This window comes from Psychrobacter sp. APC 3426 (assembly GCF_030408035.1).
Taxonomy (GTDB): Bacteria; Pseudomonadota; Gammaproteobacteria; order Pseudomonadales; family Moraxellaceae; genus Psychrobacter.
Genome location: NZ_JASDCF010000023.1, coordinates 21,804 through 39,413, shown reverse-complemented (window position 1 = coordinate 39,413; position 17,610 = coordinate 21,804). Strand labels below are relative to the sequence as shown.

Genomic DNA, 17,610 nt, shown 5'->3' with positions numbered 1-17,610 from the left:
GACAAAAATGAATGTAGAAACACACAATATTAACATAGCTCAAAGGTGTGATATATCTGAACGCTTAAGGATTGGTATAATTTTAATGCTAACTTTGATTCTAAAGGTTTTAGTTTTGGGCGATTTAATTAATACTTTCAGTATTTTTGATACCAGAGGTCGAGCTGGTATGATTTTTATGGATAAACGCCTCTAGACTGGCTTTATCAGCGATATAAGGGTTGTCTAAAACAGGAATATGCTTAAAACGACGGTAGCCCCACATATAATGACTGCATTTATCTTCAATCATATGCTGCATGGCAAGGTTAAGCGCATGAGCAGCGGTTTCAGCGTTACGATCGTAGAGGGCTGGATCATCAAGCTTATAGCAATAGATATCAAAGCCACGTCCGTCATCACGACGAATGCAAGATAAGCCGACTAACGCACATTTGGTTTTACTCGCGAGTTTGGATGCCAATGTACTGGTTAACGTCTCAACACCAAAGAAGGGCACGACCACACCGCCTGATGGGTCAGGCACATGATCGGGCAATACAATACTAAAGCCACCTTGTTTGAGGGTCTTAAATACGGCTTTTACACCACTACCATCTGTTGGAACCAGCGTGGCATTCAGACGCGAGCGACCTTGTAGCACAAACTCATTAGTGGTATCGCCTTTAACCGGTTTGTACATAATCGTTGGCGAACCAAACTGATTGAGCCAAGCGTTCATCATCTCCCACGTACCGAGATGCGGAACGATTGCTAGCATACCATTAGGATTGGCCAGACCATCTAATAAAATGTCTTGATTATGAACGTCACGAATCTGAGCGATGCTCCATTCAGGTGGCATCGCCCAGGTCTTGATAGACTCAATACTGGTTAAACATTGATGATAAATAATGTCTTTGGTTAAGGCTTGTTTTTTTGCAGCAGACAATAAGGGGAATACCAATGCTATATTGATACGCACAGTGCGCATAATACTAGCGTTCGGCATCCTTAGTATTACCCAAGCGACAAAACGTGCCAGCATCTGTAAGACAGACAGTGGCACGAATTTGAAAATATGATACGGATTCATGACCAGTCACACGGTGATGAATCACGTAACCTGTTAGACAAAGAATAACTAAGCATTATCTAACTATTTATTGCGCAGATTTGTTAGCGTCCGCTTGTGCTTTCTCACGCACACGGATACCAAGGTCACGCAGCTGTCTGCTATCTACTTCAGCAGGTGCTTGAGTCAATGGGCACTCAGCAGTTTTGGTTTTTGGGAAGGCAATGACATCACGAATAGAGTCTGCACCGACCATAAGCATAATCAGGCGATCTAAACCAAATGCCAAACCACCATGCGGAGGCGCACCGAATTTTAAGGCGTCAAGTAAGAAACCAAACTTATCTTCTGCCTCTTGCTCGCCGATACCAAGCGCTTCGAGTACGGCTTGCTGCATATCATAGGTATTGATACGTAAGCTACCACCGCCAACTTCTGTGCCATTCAGTACCATATCATAAGCGATAGAAAGTGCCGCTTCAGGATTGGTTTTCAGTTCTTCAACAGAACCTTTTGGCTTGGTGAATGGATGGTGCATTGAGGTCCATTTGCCATCGTCAGTTTCTTCAAACATTGGGAAGTCAGTCACCCAAAGTGGTGCCCACTCACAAGTAGTCATTTCTAAGTCTAGACCAATTTTCTGACGTAGTGCGCCGATTGCATCGTTTACGACACTGGCTTTATCGGCACCAAAGAAGATAATATCGCCATCTTCTGCGGCAGTACGTTCAATTAAGCTCGCCAACACATCATCTGTCATGTTTTTGATAATCGGTGACTGTAAGCCCGATTCTTGGTCTACGCCATTATTGATTTTGCTAGCGTCATTGACTTTAATATATGCCAAACCGCGCGCGCCATAGATACCAACAAACTTGGTATAAGCGTCAATTTGCTTGCGGCTCAATGAAGCACCACCAGGGATACGTAGGGCAGCAACGCGACCTTTTGGATCGTTTGCAGGGCCGGCAAACACTTTAAATTCAACATCTTTCATCAAGTCTGCAACGTCAACCAACTTTAGAGGAATACGTAAGTCAGGCTTGTCTGACGCATAGTCACGCATGGCTTCTGCATAAGTCATACGTGGGAACTGTTCAAATTCAACGTCCATCATGGTCTTGAATAAATGCTTGATTAGACCTTCGTTGATATTCATGATTTCTTCTTCATTTAAGAAAGAAGTTTCAATATCAACTTGGGTAAATTCAGGCTGACGGTCAGCACGTAAGTCTTCATCACGGAAGCATTTAGCGATTTGATAATAACGATCAAATCCTGACACCATCAATAACTGTTTAAACAACTGTGGTGACTGTGGTAAGGCAAAGAAGTTACCTGGGCGCGTACGTGAAGGTACAAGATAATCACGGGCACCTTCTGGCGTTGCACGAGTCAAGATAGGCGTTTCAACGTCTAAGAAGCCATGATCATCTAGATAACGACGAATCGCTGATGTCGCTTTGGCACGGAATACCATACGCTCTTGCATTTGCGGGCGACGCATATCAAGATAGCGATATTTAAGGCGCAAGTCTTCTGATACCGTGGTGTTCTCATCATTCAATGGGAATGGCGGGGTTTCAGACTTTGCTAGTACTTCAATCTCTTTACCCAATAGCTCAATTTGACCACTGGTCATGTTGTTATTTTCAGTGCCTTCATAACGACGGCGTACGCGACCAGTGATTTTTAGCACGTATTCAGGACGTACGGCATCAGCAGTAGCAAAAGCTTCTGGCGTATCAGGATCAACAACGACCTGCAAGATACCAGCGCGGTCACGCATGTCTAAGAAAATCACGCCACCGTGATCGCGACGACGATGTACCCAGCCCACGACACTAATGGTTTGCTCAATTAAGCTTTCAGTTACGGCTCCGCAATATTCGTCTCGGTATTCGCTATGCGTCATAGTGCTTTGCGTCATAATATGGTTATCCAGTTATCAGCCCAGTTCGAAATACAATACTGCAGCCGCTATCGTGTGATACAAGCGCTGTGCCATTCAAGCCATCAGCCAAAAAAGCACAAATAACGCGATATAAGACAATGGGTCATCACGTTGGCTGCAGAAAATTTGATGTAAACGCATATTATGCCTAATCTGCCCTTGTTATACAACCTGATGAAGCTAATCAAAGCATAGGAATGTGTCGCTATAAATCGTATTGATACCCTAATAATTGTATTGGGTTAAATATTGTCATTTGGCTTGAAAATACAAACAGTAGTGCGCATATCAACCGCACGTTAATAAAAACATCAATATCGTTATATCTACTGACTTGAGGAATTGTAATTATGCTATTTCACCCACCCAAAAATCCTGTTGAGCTGAAAGTATTGCATCTTAATGAGGCGCAAAAGCAGCGCCGTGAAGATTTGATGGAGGCGACCCAAGGCAAAGCTGCCCTCAAGCAATTTAAAAAAACCATGGCTAAAAAGGCCAAACAAGCGCTAAAAGCCAAAACCAAAAACAAGAAAAAAAATACTGACAGCAAACCACAAGTCTTTGTTCTTGATTTCGATGGTGATATCAAAGCAACGGCGGTGAAGCATTTACGTGAAGAGATCAGCACACTAATCAGTACCGCCAATAAAGGCGATGAAGTAGTGGTACGCCTAGAGTCGGGCGGTGGTTTGGTACATGGTTATGGATTGGCGGCCGCACAATTGGTTCGTCTAAAAGATGCTGGTCTCAAACTAACGGTTTGTGTCGACAAAGTAGCGGCAAGTGGCGGTTATATGATGGCTTGTGTTGCAGACAATGTCATAGCGGCACCATTTGCGGTGATTGGCTCTATCGGCGTGGTATCTCAACTTCCAAATTTTCATAAATGGCTGAAAAACCATGATGTGGACTATGAGATGTTTACCGCTGGCGACTATAAGCGCACAGTAACGGTATTTGGTGAAAACGATGCTGAAGATCGTGCAAAATATCAAGAAGAGCTGGAGCAAACACATAAGTTGTTTAAGCATTTCGTCAATACTTATCGTCCAATATTAGACTTAGATAAAGTGGCAACAGGTGAGCATTGGTATGGTGAAGATGCGTTGCAGCTAAATTTGATCGATAGCCTGCAAACCTCTGACAGTTATATTTTAGAGCGTATGGAAAACAGCGAAGTGTATGCGCTGCATTCACGTCAAAAGCCAACACTGGCAGAAAAGCTTGGATTGGCTCAAGCGGCAGAAGCTACTCTGAGTATGGTGGCTGATAAATTACCAGATGCGTTAGCGCGTTTTGAATTAAACAGCCGTTTGAATATTCTGAAATAAGTATAAATATCATGATGTTATTTGACAGCTAGTCTTTTGGTATTTCAATACTGAATCATGCATTGTTTGTATTTTGTAAAAGGCGTGTCCTAGTGGGTCGCGCCTTTTTTGCTGTTTAATGACAAATGCTATGTTATAAATGGTGCAGATAAAAGAGAGTATACGTACGTACACTATAATATTTTATTAAAATTTCGATATGAAATTTATAAAAGTCATTAACCATAAGTCAAGAAAAGGAAGTCATTATGTCTAGTAATACCTTAATGTTTACGGCAACAGAACATGGTCAAGCCATGCATGCCAAAGTTAAAGCCTTTATCGAAAGCTATATCGAGCCAATCGAAGCGCAGTTTTGGGCAGACTGCCATGCGCAAAACCCCGACGGTGATTGGACAAAATGGCATTGGCCAGAAAAATATGAGAGCTTGCGTAAACAAGCACGTGAAGCGGGTCTTTGGAATTTATTTTTGCCAGATGACACGCTAGGCGCTGGGTTATCGGTTACCGATTATGCACCGATTGCTGAGCTGACTGGCCGCAGCTTACTTGCCCCTTACGTATTCAACTGTAATGCGCCTGATAGCGGCAATATGGAATTGCTATGGCGTTATGGCACACAGGAGCAGCAAGACAAGTGGCTCACGCCGATATTAGAAGGTAAAACGCGTTCAGTATTTTGTATGACTGAGCCTGATGTGGCATCAAGTGATGCGACCAACATGCAAGCGACAGCTGTGGTTGATGGCGATGAGATTATCATTAATGGTAGCAAGTGGTGGTCATCAGGTCTGGGCGACCCTGCGGTTGATATCTTGATTGTCATGGCCTATACCCCTGATGACACTAAAGACCGTCATCATCAGCACTCGATGGTGTTGGTGCCAGCCAAAACGGCAGGCGTCAATATCGAGCGTATGCTAAAAGTATTTGGTGACTATGATGCACCGCACGGGCATGGTGAAGTTAGCTTTAATGATGTACGTGTGCCCGTCAGTCACTTTATCGGTGGACCGGGCATGGGCTTTGAGATTGCGCAAGGTCGCCTAGGACCAGGCCGTATCCATCATTGCATGCGTTGTATTGGCGCTGCTGAGAAGTCGTTAGAGCTGGCCGTCAAACGCGGCATGGAGCGTACAGCTTTTGGTAAGCCACTGCTACAATTGGGCGGTAACTTTGAGCGTATCAGCGATGCTCGTATTAAGATTGACCAAGCACGCCTACTGACTTTATATGCGGCGCAGAAAATGGATGCCCAAGGTACCAAAGCAGCACTCACTGAAATCTCTGCGATTAAAGTGGTTGCACCGACTGTATTACAAGAAGTGGTCGATATGGCGATTCAAATCCATGGTGGTATGGGCGTTTGCCAAGATACCATGTTGCCTTCATTTTATGCTCAAGCTCGAGCGCTACGTCTAGCCGATGGTCCTGATGAAGTACATAAAACCATGATTGCGAAACTAGAGCTTAAGCGTCAAGGTTTTAGTCGTTCGTCGAAACCTGCTAAATCGTAATATAACGTTAAAATACCATCTCTAAAAATTCACTATTAATCAGTTAATAGTGAATTTTTCATCACTGTAATTATTGATAAAAATAACTGACCACACGATAAGGAACATCTCATGGCAACTGACAATCATGCCAACAATACTGACAATGACCATCAAACACTTAATAAAGTCTTGGATAAAGGTGGCGAAGTGCGCGAAGGTGAAGAGCTTGACGCACAAGCGGTCAGCAATTGGCTACGCGAGCAAGGTGTTGATATAGAAGGCGAGCCAACCGTTACTCAATTCTCTGGCGGTGCTTCAAACTGGACCTATCGCTTGCAGTATGAAGGTGAGGGCACAGAACAAGATTTAATTTTACGCCGTCCGCCAAAAGGCACTAAAGCCAAATCAGCGCACGATATGGTACGTGAATATACCGTACAAAAATCCTTAAAAGATGCCTATCCTTATGTGCCTAAAATGGTCGCGCTATGCACTGATGAATCTGTCATCGGTGTCGACTTTTATGTCATGGAGCGCATGGAAGGTATCATTCCTCGTGCCAATTTGCCAAAAGGCATCGATTTAGATGTAGAGCAGACGCGCGCCTTATGTACCAATGTCATTGATGCGTTGGTTGACTTACATCAAATCGATTATAAAGAGCATCCTGACTTGGTCAGCCTTGGACGCGGTGAAGGGTACTGCGAGCGCCAAGTGACTGGCTGGGATAAGCGTTATGTCAAGGCCAAAACACCAAACGTCCCTAGCTTTGGCTTAGTTCGTCAATGGCTGAATAAGCATACGCCTGCTGATAGTAAGACTTGCCTCATTCATAATGACTGGCGCTTTGATAATGTGATTTTGGATGCCACTGATCCGACCAAGGTCATTGGCGTACTCGATTGGGAAATGGCGACCTTAGGTGATCCTTTAATGGATTTGGGGAGTGCATTGGCTTATTGGGTCGAAGAAGATGACAACATCATTATGCAGCAGTCACGCCGTCAGCCAACGCATTTAAAAGGTATGATGACCCGTGATGAAGTGGTTGACTATTATCTGCAGCAATCGGGTCTTAAGATAGACAATTGGACGTTTTATGAGGTGTTCGGTCTGTTCCGTTTAGCGAGTATTGTGCAGCAAATTTACTATCGTTATTATCATAAACAAACCACCAATCCAGCGTTTAAGAACTTTTGGCTCATCGTCCATGTACTACATGCTAAATGTCTCAAGCTGATTGCGCAGTACGAAGGTGAGGCGTTATTCAATACTTATGTGCAGCCACAATTAAAAGAGATTGGTATCGATGCTGCTACGATTGAGCAATTGCCAGCTCCTGTACAGAAAGTGGTCAAAGGCATTTTACCAAAAGGCTATTTTACCAAAGCGCCGCAATCATCAGATGAGTAATTGTTTATTCTGTATGCAAATGCTGTAGAAAACGGCAGGTTAAAACCGCATGTAAAAATTATGATAAAAGGCAGTGTTTTATGACAACCATTCTTCTAGCCCGTCATGGTCAGGCATCCTTTGGACAAGAAAATTACGATCAGCTCTCAAAGCTTGGCGGTATGCAAGCGCAAATGCTCGGTCAACACTATGCAAGCACGCAGCGCCGCATCGATGCGATTTTTACTGGTAGCTTGGTCAGGCAACAGGACTCAGCACGGCATTTTTGGGAGCGTTATCAGTCGGCTGTGGATGAAACTGAAAAGCCTTACACGCCTGCAATTGATATCAATCAGCCTGATAGTTATGTGCTGCCACAGTTTGATGAATTTAATCATAAAGATGTGTTAATAAAGTCCAATCCTGCTTTTGGCAATCGCGCGGCAATCGCAGCTGAGATTGCGCAAGCAGAAGTGCCTGCTACGCGGTTAGCTGAGCTGTTTGATGCGGCGATGCAGCGCTGGCATGCAGGTGATAACGATAGTGACTATATCGAGAGCTGGGTGCAGTTTAGTGAGCGAGCAAAGCAAGCGCTTGAGCAAGTGCGTCTGCAAGTTGCTCACTTACAGTTGGGTCGTGATGATACAGTGCTGGTCTTTACCTCGGGCGGTATCATTGCTGCTATCACCGCACAGTTATTGCAACAAGGCAGTTCAACCGCTTATCAAATCAATAAAAGCTTGGTCAATACTGGCGTGACGTCTCTGACGCTTAAAAATGACCGTACGCGCTTACTATCTCTGAATGAATATAGTCATCTGTTTTCTGAAGGCAAGCGCTTTGTGACATGGCGATAAAAAAGGTGTTATTAACACGATGCTTATCGAAAAAACCATGAGAATCGAAAAATAGCTCTCATTTATCCATTAATAGCTATCATAAGTAAGCCAATAATCATCTATGGGTTCGTAATCTAAAAAGGACTTTTTATGCAAAACAAATTAATAAGCTTAGTTACCAGAAGTGCCAATCAAAGCAAAAACCAAGTATTTAGTGCCATTCAACCAGCACGTTACTTAAACGACTTAAATAAGCAGCAGGCTGGGCAAGATAAAACGGTATTAATCACAGGGGCTAGCTCAGGCTTAGGCGAGGGGATGGCAAGACTCTTTGCCAAACTCGGCTACAATCTCGCTATTTGTGCCCGCCGTACTGACCGTTTAGAAAGTTTAAAGTCGGATCTGATGGCAACCTATCCTAATATCCGTGTCGAATACCGCGCTCTAGATGTCAGCGACTATGAGGCGATTTTTACAGTGTTCGACACCTTTGCAGAGGATTTTGGTGGTATTGATCGCGTGGTGGTCAATGCAGGTATTGGCGACAGTCGCCGCATTGGTAAAGGTCATTTTGAGACCAATCGCCGCACTGCTGATATCAATTTTATATCAGCATTGGCCCAGTGTGAGGCTGCAATGAACATCTTTCGTGCACAAAATAGCGGTCATCTTGTCGTCATATCGAGTATGTCTGCGATGCGAGGTCTGCCGAGACATTTGACGACCTATGGTGCCAGTAAGGCTGGATTGGCTCATTTGGCAGAAGGGATTCGTGCTGATATGCTCTTGACCAAGCTGCCTATTAAGGTGTCTACGATTTATCCGGGTTATATTCGTACAGAAATCAACGAAGGCTCTAAGCCACTACCATTCGAAGTCGATGCAGATACAGGCACCCAAGCCATTGTGGCCGCGATTGAAGCAGGCGTGGAAGAAGCCTGTGTGCCAAGCTTGCCATGGTCAATGGTTGGCAAGGCTATGAAGCATCTACCTTTGCAGGTTATCAATAAGTTAAGCTAGCCTCTTTATGACAATATATAAATAATAGCTATAGTCGGAGCACTTTTAAATCGCTACGGTGTTACCCGCCCTAGATGTACTTAGTGTACTATCTGCGGTCGGTCGCCTTGTAGCGATTTTAAAATTCCTTGACTATAACAAAAAGCCCTCCATGTCAAAATATGGAGGGCTTTTTCATTGACGGCTCTTAATAAATTGACCCTGATACCCTGAAAATAACCGCTAACTTTAATGTTATCAGTAATCAGTAATCAGTAATCAATGACTATTAAAAATCACGGTTACAGCGTTTGTGGATTGTCCAGCAAGTGCTGCTCACGCAATTTTTGACGAAGTATTTTACCCACGTTACTCTTTGGCAACTCACTGACAAACTCGATATGACGTGGACACTTATAGCCAGTTAAGTGATCTGTTGCGAACTCTCTAATATCACTTTTCGTCACATTGTTGTCCGCAGGGACGACATAGATTTTTACCGCTTCACCTTGGTTCTCGTCAGGGATGCCAATCACCGCACAATCAATGATACCATCATAATCAAGCATGACTGACTCAATCTCATTTGGAAATACATTGAAACCTGAGACCAAAATCATGTCTTTTTTACGGTCCAATAAAGTAACGTAGCCCTTTTCATCCATGCTGATAATATCGCCAGTACGGAAGTAACCATCGCTGGTAAAGTCTTCGCTAGGGTCTTTATTGAGGTAGCCTGAGGTGACGTTAGGTCCTTTGATACACATCTCACCTGCTTGATGCAGTCCGACGCGCTCTCCATTATCATCAACCACAATGATATCAACACTAGGAACGGGTATACCAATAGTGCCATTGAATTTGCGATCAGTGATGACGTTAGCGGTACCTGCAGCAACGCCTTCAGTCATACCCCAACCTTCAATCATCGGACAGCCGGTCACTTCTAACCAACGCGCGGCTGTCTGCTCAGTGGCAGCCATACCACCTGCTTGTGAGATACGTAGTGAGCTGAAGTCCAAATCTTTAAAGTTTGGCTGATCTAGCAAGCCTTTAAATAAGGTGTTAACCGCTGGGAAAATATGGAACGGTTGTTTTGACAATGTCTTGACAAATCCTGGCATATCACGTGGGTTCGGTACCAATATAAAGGTGTAACCTGAGCGCATACCAAGCAAGCTAAGCATAAAGGCAAAAATATGATACAGCGGCAAGGCCATGACCATATTGATATATACTTCGTTGATGTCTGATGTCACAGGGCGATACCAAGCTTCTGACTGCAGCGCTGCTGACACGACGTTACGCTGAGACAATACCGCACCTTTTGATAAGCCTGTCGTACCACCAGTGTATTGCAAAATGGCAGTTTGGCTTAAGCTGGTCTTTGGTGCTTGAAACGCTAAATTTTTGCCTTTCTTTAATACGTCAGGGAATTTAGTGACATTATATTTAGGGTCATTCAGATTGTACTTAGGCACCAAGCGTTTGACTTGACGAATAACCGTATTAACCAAAATACCTTTAAGCCCCATCATATCGCCCATTTTTGATAGGACAATACGTTTGATGGCGGTCTCGTCGATGACCTGCTCAAGGGCTTGGGCAAAGTTATCCACCACAAATATAACCTGAGCACCTGAGTCATTTAATTGATGACGCAGTTCACGACCTGTATATAGAGGGTTAATAGGGGTGCATACATAACCTGCACGCAGAATACCAATCATCGTTGGCAGATACTGCGGCACGTTTGGCATCATCAGCGCCACGACACTGCCCTTAGGGATGCCCTGCGCCTGCAGCCAGGCTGCCACTGCAAGCGATGCCTTATCGACGTCGCCGTAAGTGTGTGTCACACCCATACAGATACTCATCGGGTGCATGCGGAAGCGATTGAAGCAGTCCTCATACAGTTCTATCAGGTTTTCATACTGATCAGGGTCAATGCTCTTTGGTACATTTGATGGATACTGAGCAAGCCAAGGTTTATTTGCTGTCATATTTAGCGTCCTTAATTTTGATATAAGTTAAGGTTCTATAAGAAAGTAGTCACATCCCTGTCAGCGATATCTCGATATTGCATGAGTATTATCGTTGAGTGCTATCCTATCTATAACTGACTGCTAACATATGGTGGCCTTCGTACAATGATATTTAACTACTAAAAGCAACTCTCTCAGTAGATTAAATGGCTATTTAAGTAGCGACTATTCAATAGCGTACTTATAAAATATAGGCACTGAAAAACGACAATATTCTGTTGTTTTAACTAGGAATTCCATTAATTAAAGCAACAGAATAACCAGTGACATATTTCGGCAATACATTAACACAACTACAACTTTAATCGGTATCAACATACTAGAACTTCGCAGTGCAGATATAAATTTGATTAATAAAATAATATGTGTTGCAAGAAAAAAATGATGAGTGGTTATTAAGGATAGATGAGCTGCTAATAGGCGCTAAAAGAAGTATTGAGTTTTAGGGTCTATGTTGAGAAATACACATCTCTCAATAACATATAGTAAAAAAAAGGTAAGAGTATAGTGAGGTTAGTTTATTGCTAGAGCGTGTCCTAATAGGGAACAAAAAACACCCTGCAATCGATGCAGAGTGTTTGTGTACATAAGCTTTTTACTCATAAGCTACGATGAAGCAGTCTTGCCCATATTAATTTGTTTAACTTAGCTGACGCTTATATCGAGAGAGTAGGAGTTACTTATACTCGAGGATAGTCAGCGTTGTGCTTTTCGCGCAATTTTTGACGCAGCACTTTACCCACGTTACTCTTTGGTAGTTCAGTCACAAACTCAATATGACGCGGGCATTTATAGCCCGTTAAGTTATCTAGCGCAAATTCTTTAATAGAATTTTTGGTGACATTGTTGTCCGCAGGGACGACATAGATTTTGACTGCTTCACCTTGATGCTCATCAGGGATACCGATAACCGCACAGTCAACAATACCTTCACAATCAAGCATGACTGACTCAATCTCATTTGGGAAGACGTTGAAACCCGAGACTAGAATCATGTCTTTTTTGCGATCTAGCAGTCTAAAGTAACCTTTCTCGTCCATGCTAACGATATCACCCGTACGGAAATAGCCATCACTGGTAAAGTCATCACTGCTGTCTCTATTTAAATAACCTGAGGTGACGTTAGGGCCTTTGACGCACAGCTCGCCCGCTTCATTGGTACCGACGCGATTGCCCTCATCGTCGATAACGATAGCATCAACACTAGGGACTGGAACACCAATGGTACCATTGAACTTACGGTCAGTGATGACGTTGGCTGTACCTACTGCGACACCTTCAGTCATACCCCAACCTTCAATCATCGCGCACCCAGTGGTCTCTAGCCAACGTGTCGCTGTCTGTTCAGTGGCGGCCATGCCCCCTGCTTGTGAGATACGCAGTGAGCTAAAATCAAGGTTTTTAAAGTTTGGATGATCGAGTAACCCTTTAAACAAGGTATTAACCGCAGGGAAGATATGGAACGGCTGTTTTGATAAGGTTTTGATAAATCCGGGGATATCACGTGGATTGGGTACTAGGATAAAGGTATAGCCTGCACGCATACCAAGCGAGCTCAGCATAAAGGCAAAAATATGATACAGCGGCAACGCCATGACCATATTAATATAAACCTCGTTAATCTCGGAGGTGATGGGTCGTGTCCAAGCTTCTGACTGCATGGCAGCTGCCACGATGTTACGCTGCGATAAAATGGCACCTTTTGATAGACCAGTGGTACCACCGGTATATTGCAAAAACGCCTTTTGATCGAGTGACATTTTTGGTTTTTGAAAGGGTAGGTTTTTGCCTTTTTTTAGCACATCAGGAAACTTAGTGACTTGATATTTAGGGTCATTGAGCTTGTACTTAGGTACCAGACGTTTTACTTGACGAATAATGGTATTAACCAAAATACCTTTAAGACCCATCATATCGCCCATCTTTGATAGGACAATACGTTTGATGTTGGTCTCGCCAATCACTTGCTCAAGGGCTTGGGCAAAGTTATCGACCACAAAAATAACCTGAGCACCAGAGTCATTAAGCTGATGGCGCAGTTCGCGGCCTGTATAGAGTGGGTTGACTGGAGTGCAGACGTATCCTGCACGCAGAATACCAATCATGGTTGGCAGATACTGCGGTACGTTTGGCATCATCAGCGCCACGACACTACCTTGTGGCAGTCCTTGAGCTTGCAACCACGCAGCAATCGCCATTGAGGCGTCATCAATATCATTATAAGTATGGGTAACGCCCATACAGATACTCATCGGGTGCAGACGAAAACGGTCAAAACATTCTTCGTACAGCTCCATTATGCTGCTATATCTATCTGGGTTGATAGTCTTAGGTACACCATTGGGATAATTGGCAAGCCAAGGTTTATTCGGCATCATAGTCAGCGTCCTTGAAGGTCAAAATAGGGTGGGATTGTGTATCAAAGCAGTCATATCCGTGTCAATAAAACACTGCAGCGCTGACATAAATCGCTTGTCGCTGCGTGTGACAACATCCTTATTTATTGACTGGCTGCTCTATATTTCTTGTTTACAACATTTTTTATTAAGCTTAATAACTGATGTGAGCACTGAGAGCACTTGGACATAAAACCATTCAGTCTTAGTCAAGCTGTTCCATTTTTTAGCGCTAACATGAGCGTCTTAAGTCTTCAAAAAAACAAAGATACAATTCAGCAATACATTAGCATGAAAGCAGGTGAAGGCAATGTTAGCATGCAATACTGACCAGTTCATAGATATATCTGGAAAATATATTTATATATGTTGCAAGGTAAATATGATGAGTGGTCAAAAAGGTATGACGAACTGTTTATTTTGGTTAAAAAATCGCCGATAAGTAAGCAGGGCGCTAATGGTGCAACCAAGTGTGCTGCTAACGCAGATTAAAAACATAGTTACAATCTGATAACGTACAGCTTGAGTCGGATCAGCACCTGCCAAAATTTGTCCAGTCATCATGCCGGGTAAGCTGACAATACCGACGACCAACATAGAGTTGAGTGTTGGGGTCATGCCATTAATGATGGCTGCTCTTATTTGTTCGTGTATGGCCTCAAATGGCTTGGCGGATAGGCTTAACATCATCTCAATGCGACCTTGTTGCTCATGAAAAGTGTTAATCAATTGATTGCTGGTCAAAGAGATGGCGGTGAGAGAATTACCCAATATGAGTCCCAATATCGGTATGACAAATTGCGGTGTGTACCAAGGCTCAACTTTTAAGATGACCATAATGGCTATGGCAGTCACCAACACTGCAGAGACGCTCACGGAGATAAGAGTATCGATAAATAAGCCATTATAACTGCGTTTGACACGATTCTTAGCCGCACTCCCTGCAATCAAAGTCATAATGGTCAAAATCAGTAGAACTTCATACCATTGCTCACGGGCAAAAATCCATGCCAATATGAGACCGATAAAGCTCAGCTGAACCACGGTGCGAATAGCTGCTGTGAGTAACGTCTTGGTCAGCTTCAATCGTAAACGCCACGACACAATAAGCACAATGACAATTAAGCTACTGGCAAGGGCAATGTCAGCGTAAGTGAGGAATACCTGTATGTCGTCCGTACCGCTCATAGATACTCATTATATAAAGGGGTGAATATAATATAGGGATGAATGTCATGTTGATAAAGCAAGTTTGGTAACGTCAATTGGAACATCGGCATCAGCGTTGATGTTAACTTTTTTTAGGGTACTTGCGTTAACACACCCGCGTGCATGTGCCAATGATGATCAGCCAATGGCATGATGTCTTGCGTATCGTGAGTTACCCATAACACAGTGCGCTGCGTAGCTGCTCTTAGCCAACCAATAAGTAACGTTACCAACTGTGCGGAGGTGTCGCCATCTAAAGCAGCGGTAGGCTCATCTAATAGTAATACGTGCGGATGTAATTGCAATAGGCGCAAGGTGTTGACCAGTTGTTGCTCTCCGCCAGATAGATGATAGGCATCTTTCTGCAAAAACTCTGCGCCTCGTTGCAAGTGAGCGAGCTGAGTGATGTGCCAATTGATATCAAAATCAAGATGTTGATGAGCGTGCAACTGATAGGGCATTTGGAGGTTGTCAAGCACGCTCCCTTCTAACAGCTGTGGATGCTGCGCGAGTAAGGCGACTTGGTGACGCCACTGCGTAGGCGGCGTATCATGGATGCTTTGATAATTCATGTTGAGAGAGTCAATATCACGCATGCCAGTAGCATTGTCAAAGGTGGTAATGCTACTGGTGTTGTGATTGTTTGTCACCCAAACATCGCCGCTGCTCATAGGTAATAATCCTGACAACACCCGCAATAGTAAGGACTTGCCGCTACCAGAGGACCCTGTCAAAACCGTCACTTGTCCTTGTGATAATGTGCCACTGACTCCTTTTATCAACAATTTTCTCTGAGTGCTTGGTATCTGTTTGAGTGAGTTACTCTGTTTAAATTTACTAAGCCATGATCTATATTTGGTAGATAGAGCATCTTCTTTTGACTTATCAATAGCACCATTATTAATGTCATGCTTACTAATGACACCATTATGAATAACACTGTCATTCGGCTTTATAATGACTGGACGCTGACTATGCACACAGATATTGTCAAATTTCAGCATAGGGCTGTTATCATGAACATGGACATCAGTATCAATAGTCATCGTTGAGCTGTGCTGGACACTGCTAATCATTACGGTGCAGTTGCATGCTGATGGATTGCCTGTTCAATGATGTCACGTAGCTGTTGAGGCACGCGTATCGGGCGCATGGGCGTGGCAGTAGCAACGTTAGCATCGGATTGAGTGTTGTTATTTTCACTGTTAGATACTGAGGCAGGTCTTATTTGATTTTGCACACAAGCAATGACAATCTTGGTACTACTTAATAAGCTATCGTTGGCTTTGCTGTTATCATTTGCTAAATGTCGATGGATACTCTGATAAAACACGATGCTGGCAGGTTTTATTTCGACCTTATCGATGCGTACGCTGATGATTTCATCCAGTAGTATGGCGCGTTTGTACTGCAAATCTGCTTGACTCACGACGAAGTGCTGTACTTCACCATCATCAGTCTGGAGGAAATAACCATTTAATCCTAATTGAGTAAACCAGTCTCGGCGGCAGTTTTCAAAAAACACCAAATGATTGGCATGGTAGACTATACCGCCCGCATCAGTGTGGTTAATATAGACATTATAATCTTTCGCAAACAATGGCGTGATCTTTTGGTTGGCTGTGGTGTTTGAGTCGTTGCGCTCGGTTTTTGGCGTATTTGTTTTCATATTGCTTGTCATAATAAGGCTCAGTATTTTTATAAGTGTTGTTTGCTAGCTGTTTTTTGATAATAGGTTTGATAGTGATTTTTCAAAGTAATTGTTTTTAAACGGATAGTTTTTTAAGTAATAGTCAAAAATAATCTTTATTAATCGTGTCTTCTAGAATATGTATAAGATAGCTATTACTATACTGACTACTCTAGCTTAAGATATCAGGGCACGCAACAGCCAGACTTGCTTACGTCTGTTATCATAGTGATGCATATATACATAGCAGCACTGCATTTTCATCGATTAACATAGGACAGTTTATGACCCGTTTTGTCAGTTTTAATATCAATGGTATTCGTGCACGTCAACATCAGTTGGAGGCAGTGCGAGAGGTAATCGATCCTGATGTGATGGGTTTGCAAGAAACCAAGGTGCATGATGATCAGTTCCCATTGGCGAATGTAGAAGGTCTTGGCTATCACGTTGAGTACTTTGGCCAAAAAGGACATTATGGTGTGGCACTATTGTCTAAAGTTGCGCCGATTTTTGTACAAAAAGGCTTTCCTGGCGAAGATACAGAAGCACAAAAGCGTTTTATTCATGCCCGCTATGAGTTTGACGGTCGTGAGATTGATGTGCTGAATGGTTACTTCCCCCAAGGTGAGAGTCAAGATCATCCAACCAAGTTTCCTATGAAGCGTGCCTACTATGCCGATTTGATGGCTTATATTGATACGCTAAAAGCAGAAGGTCGCTCGCTCATTATCATGGGTGATATGAATATTGCCCCAGAAGATATCGATATTGGTATCGGTGAAGCCAATGCTAAGCGCTGGCTTAAAAATAGAAAAACCTCGTTTCTGCCAGAAGAGCGTGAGTGGTATGCAGACCTGATGTCACGCGAATTGACTGACACCTATCGTCTGCATTATCCAGAAAGTACAGAACTATATAGTTGGTTTGATTATCGCAGTCGTGGCTTTAATGATGACCCTAAGCGTGGTCTACGTATCGACCATATCTTATGTACCGCAGATCTCGTTGAGGCGTGCGTCGATGCTGGCATCAGCTATGAGCTACGTGCGATGGAAAAACCCTCTGACCATGCACCAATTTGGTCGGCATTCGATGTAAGCAAGATAGCAAATAAGTAAACGAAGTTTTTATTATGCTCATCACCCTTTAGGGGATGTGTTGAAAACTCACAAATGACATTTTATTTATAATCATAAAAATTG

At 43.3% G+C, this 17,610-nt stretch carries 13 protein-coding genes; 6 read left to right on the top strand and 7 right to left on the bottom strand.

Annotated elements, in window-relative coordinates; genetic code table 11:
• Positions 1-124: 124 nt before the first annotated feature.
• Positions 125-1,075, bottom strand: a complete 951-nt coding sequence (locus QL919_RS11020) for a lysophospholipid acyltransferase family protein (protein ID WP_290189567.1) — start codon at positions 1,073-1,075, stop codon at positions 125-127.
• A gap of 67 nt (positions 1,076-1,142) precedes the next feature.
• Positions 1,143-2,969: an aspartate--tRNA ligase gene (aspS, locus tag QL919_RS11015; RefSeq protein WP_290189578.1), complete on the bottom strand. Its 1,827-nt coding sequence runs from the start codon at positions 2,967-2,969 to the stop codon at positions 1,143-1,145.
• A gap of 389 nt (positions 2,970-3,358) precedes the next feature.
• On the opposite strand from aspS, the gene sohB reads away from it, so the two are divergent.
• From sohB to QL919_RS10990, 5 genes are all read left to right on the top strand, one after another.
• Positions 3,359-4,339 (top strand): protease SohB, encoded by a 981-nt coding sequence (gene sohB / locus QL919_RS11010; protein WP_290189566.1) that lies wholly within the window; start codon positions 3,359-3,361, stop codon positions 4,337-4,339.
• Between the two features lie 248 nt (positions 4,340-4,587).
• Positions 4,588-5,856, top strand: a complete 1,269-nt coding sequence (locus QL919_RS11005) for an acyl-CoA dehydrogenase family protein (protein WP_290189565.1) — start codon at positions 4,588-4,590, stop codon at positions 5,854-5,856.
• Positions 5,857-5,967: 111 nt separating this feature from the next.
• Positions 5,968-7,251 (top strand): phosphotransferase family protein, encoded by a 1,284-nt coding sequence (locus QL919_RS11000; protein ID WP_290189564.1) that lies wholly within the window; start codon positions 5,968-5,970, stop codon positions 7,249-7,251.
• Between the two features lie 80 nt (positions 7,252-7,331).
• Entirely contained in the window at positions 7,332-8,087 is a 756-nt protein-coding gene (locus QL919_RS10995; RefSeq protein WP_290189563.1) for a histidine phosphatase family protein, read from the top strand.
• Positions 8,088-8,219: 132 nt separating this feature from the next.
• Positions 8,220-9,089, top strand: a complete 870-nt coding sequence (locus QL919_RS10990; protein ID WP_290189562.1) for an SDR family oxidoreductase — start codon at positions 8,220-8,222, stop codon at positions 9,087-9,089.
• Between the two features lie 281 nt (positions 9,090-9,370).
• Here QL919_RS10990 and QL919_RS10985 read toward each other — a convergent pair whose 3' ends face one another.
• From QL919_RS10985 to QL919_RS10965, 5 genes are all read right to left on the bottom strand, one after another.
• Complete coding sequence (locus tag QL919_RS10985; protein WP_290189561.1) at positions 9,371-11,071, bottom strand: AMP-binding protein; 1,701 nt, start codon at positions 11,069-11,071, stop codon at positions 9,371-9,373.
• Between the two features lie 722 nt (positions 11,072-11,793).
• Positions 11,794-13,491, bottom strand: coding sequence for an AMP-binding protein (locus QL919_RS10980; RefSeq protein WP_290189560.1), 1,698 nt, complete (start codon positions 13,489-13,491; stop codon positions 11,794-11,796).
• Positions 13,492-13,902: 411 nt separating this feature from the next.
• Positions 13,903-14,697, bottom strand: a complete 795-nt coding sequence (gene fetB / locus QL919_RS10975; protein WP_290189559.1) for an iron export ABC transporter permease subunit FetB — start codon at positions 14,695-14,697, stop codon at positions 13,903-13,905.
• A gap of 113 nt (positions 14,698-14,810) precedes the next feature.
• Positions 14,811-15,764, bottom strand: a complete 954-nt coding sequence (locus QL919_RS10970; RefSeq protein ID WP_290189558.1) for an ATP-binding cassette domain-containing protein — start codon at positions 15,762-15,764, stop codon at positions 14,811-14,813.
• Between the two features lie 29 nt (positions 15,765-15,793).
• On the bottom strand, positions 15,794-16,387 hold the full coding sequence (locus QL919_RS10965; protein ID WP_290189557.1) for a thioesterase family protein: 594 nt from the start codon (positions 16,385-16,387) through the stop codon (positions 15,794-15,796).
• Between the two features lie 305 nt (positions 16,388-16,692).
• Between QL919_RS10965 and xthA the strand changes: the two genes are divergently transcribed.
• Entirely contained in the window at positions 16,693-17,526 is an 834-nt protein-coding gene (gene xthA / locus QL919_RS10960) for an exodeoxyribonuclease III (RefSeq protein WP_290189556.1), read from the top strand.
• The last annotated feature ends 84 nt before the right edge of the window (positions 17,527-17,610 follow it).

Coding starts and splice junctions, on each gene's coding strand:
- QL919_RS10985 (WP_290189561.1), bottom strand. CDS start 11,071: ATGACAGCAAATAAACCTTGGCTTGCTCAGTATCCATCAAATGTACCA.
- QL919_RS11020 (WP_290189567.1), bottom strand. CDS start 1,075: ATGAATCCGTATCATATTTTCAAATTCGTGCCACTGTCTGTCTTACAG.
- fetB (WP_290189559.1), bottom strand. CDS start 14,697: ATGAGCGGTACGGACGACATACAGGTATTCCTCACTTACGCTGACATT.
- xthA (WP_290189556.1), top strand. CDS start 16,693: ATGACCCGTTTTGTCAGTTTTAATATCAATGGTATTCGTGCACGTCAA.
- QL919_RS10965 (WP_290189557.1), bottom strand. CDS start 16,387: ATGAAAACAAATACGCCAAAAACCGAGCGCAACGACTCAAACACCACA.
- QL919_RS10980 (WP_290189560.1), bottom strand. CDS start 13,491: ATGATGCCGAATAAACCTTGGCTTGCCAATTATCCCAATGGTGTACCT.
- QL919_RS11000 (WP_290189564.1), top strand. CDS start 5,968: ATGGCAACTGACAATCATGCCAACAATACTGACAATGACCATCAAACA.
- QL919_RS10970 (WP_290189558.1), bottom strand. CDS start 15,764: ATGACTATTGATACTGATGTCCATGTTCATGATAACAGCCCTATGCTG.
- QL919_RS11005 (WP_290189565.1), top strand. CDS start 4,588: ATGTCTAGTAATACCTTAATGTTTACGGCAACAGAACATGGTCAAGCC.
- QL919_RS10995 (WP_290189563.1), top strand. CDS start 7,332: ATGACAACCATTCTTCTAGCCCGTCATGGTCAGGCATCCTTTGGACAA.
- sohB (WP_290189566.1), top strand. CDS start 3,359: ATGCTATTTCACCCACCCAAAAATCCTGTTGAGCTGAAAGTATTGCAT.
- QL919_RS10990 (WP_290189562.1), top strand. CDS start 8,220: ATGCAAAACAAATTAATAAGCTTAGTTACCAGAAGTGCCAATCAAAGC.
- aspS (WP_290189578.1), bottom strand. CDS start 2,969: ATGACGCATAGCGAATACCGAGACGAATATTGCGGAGCCGTAACTGAA.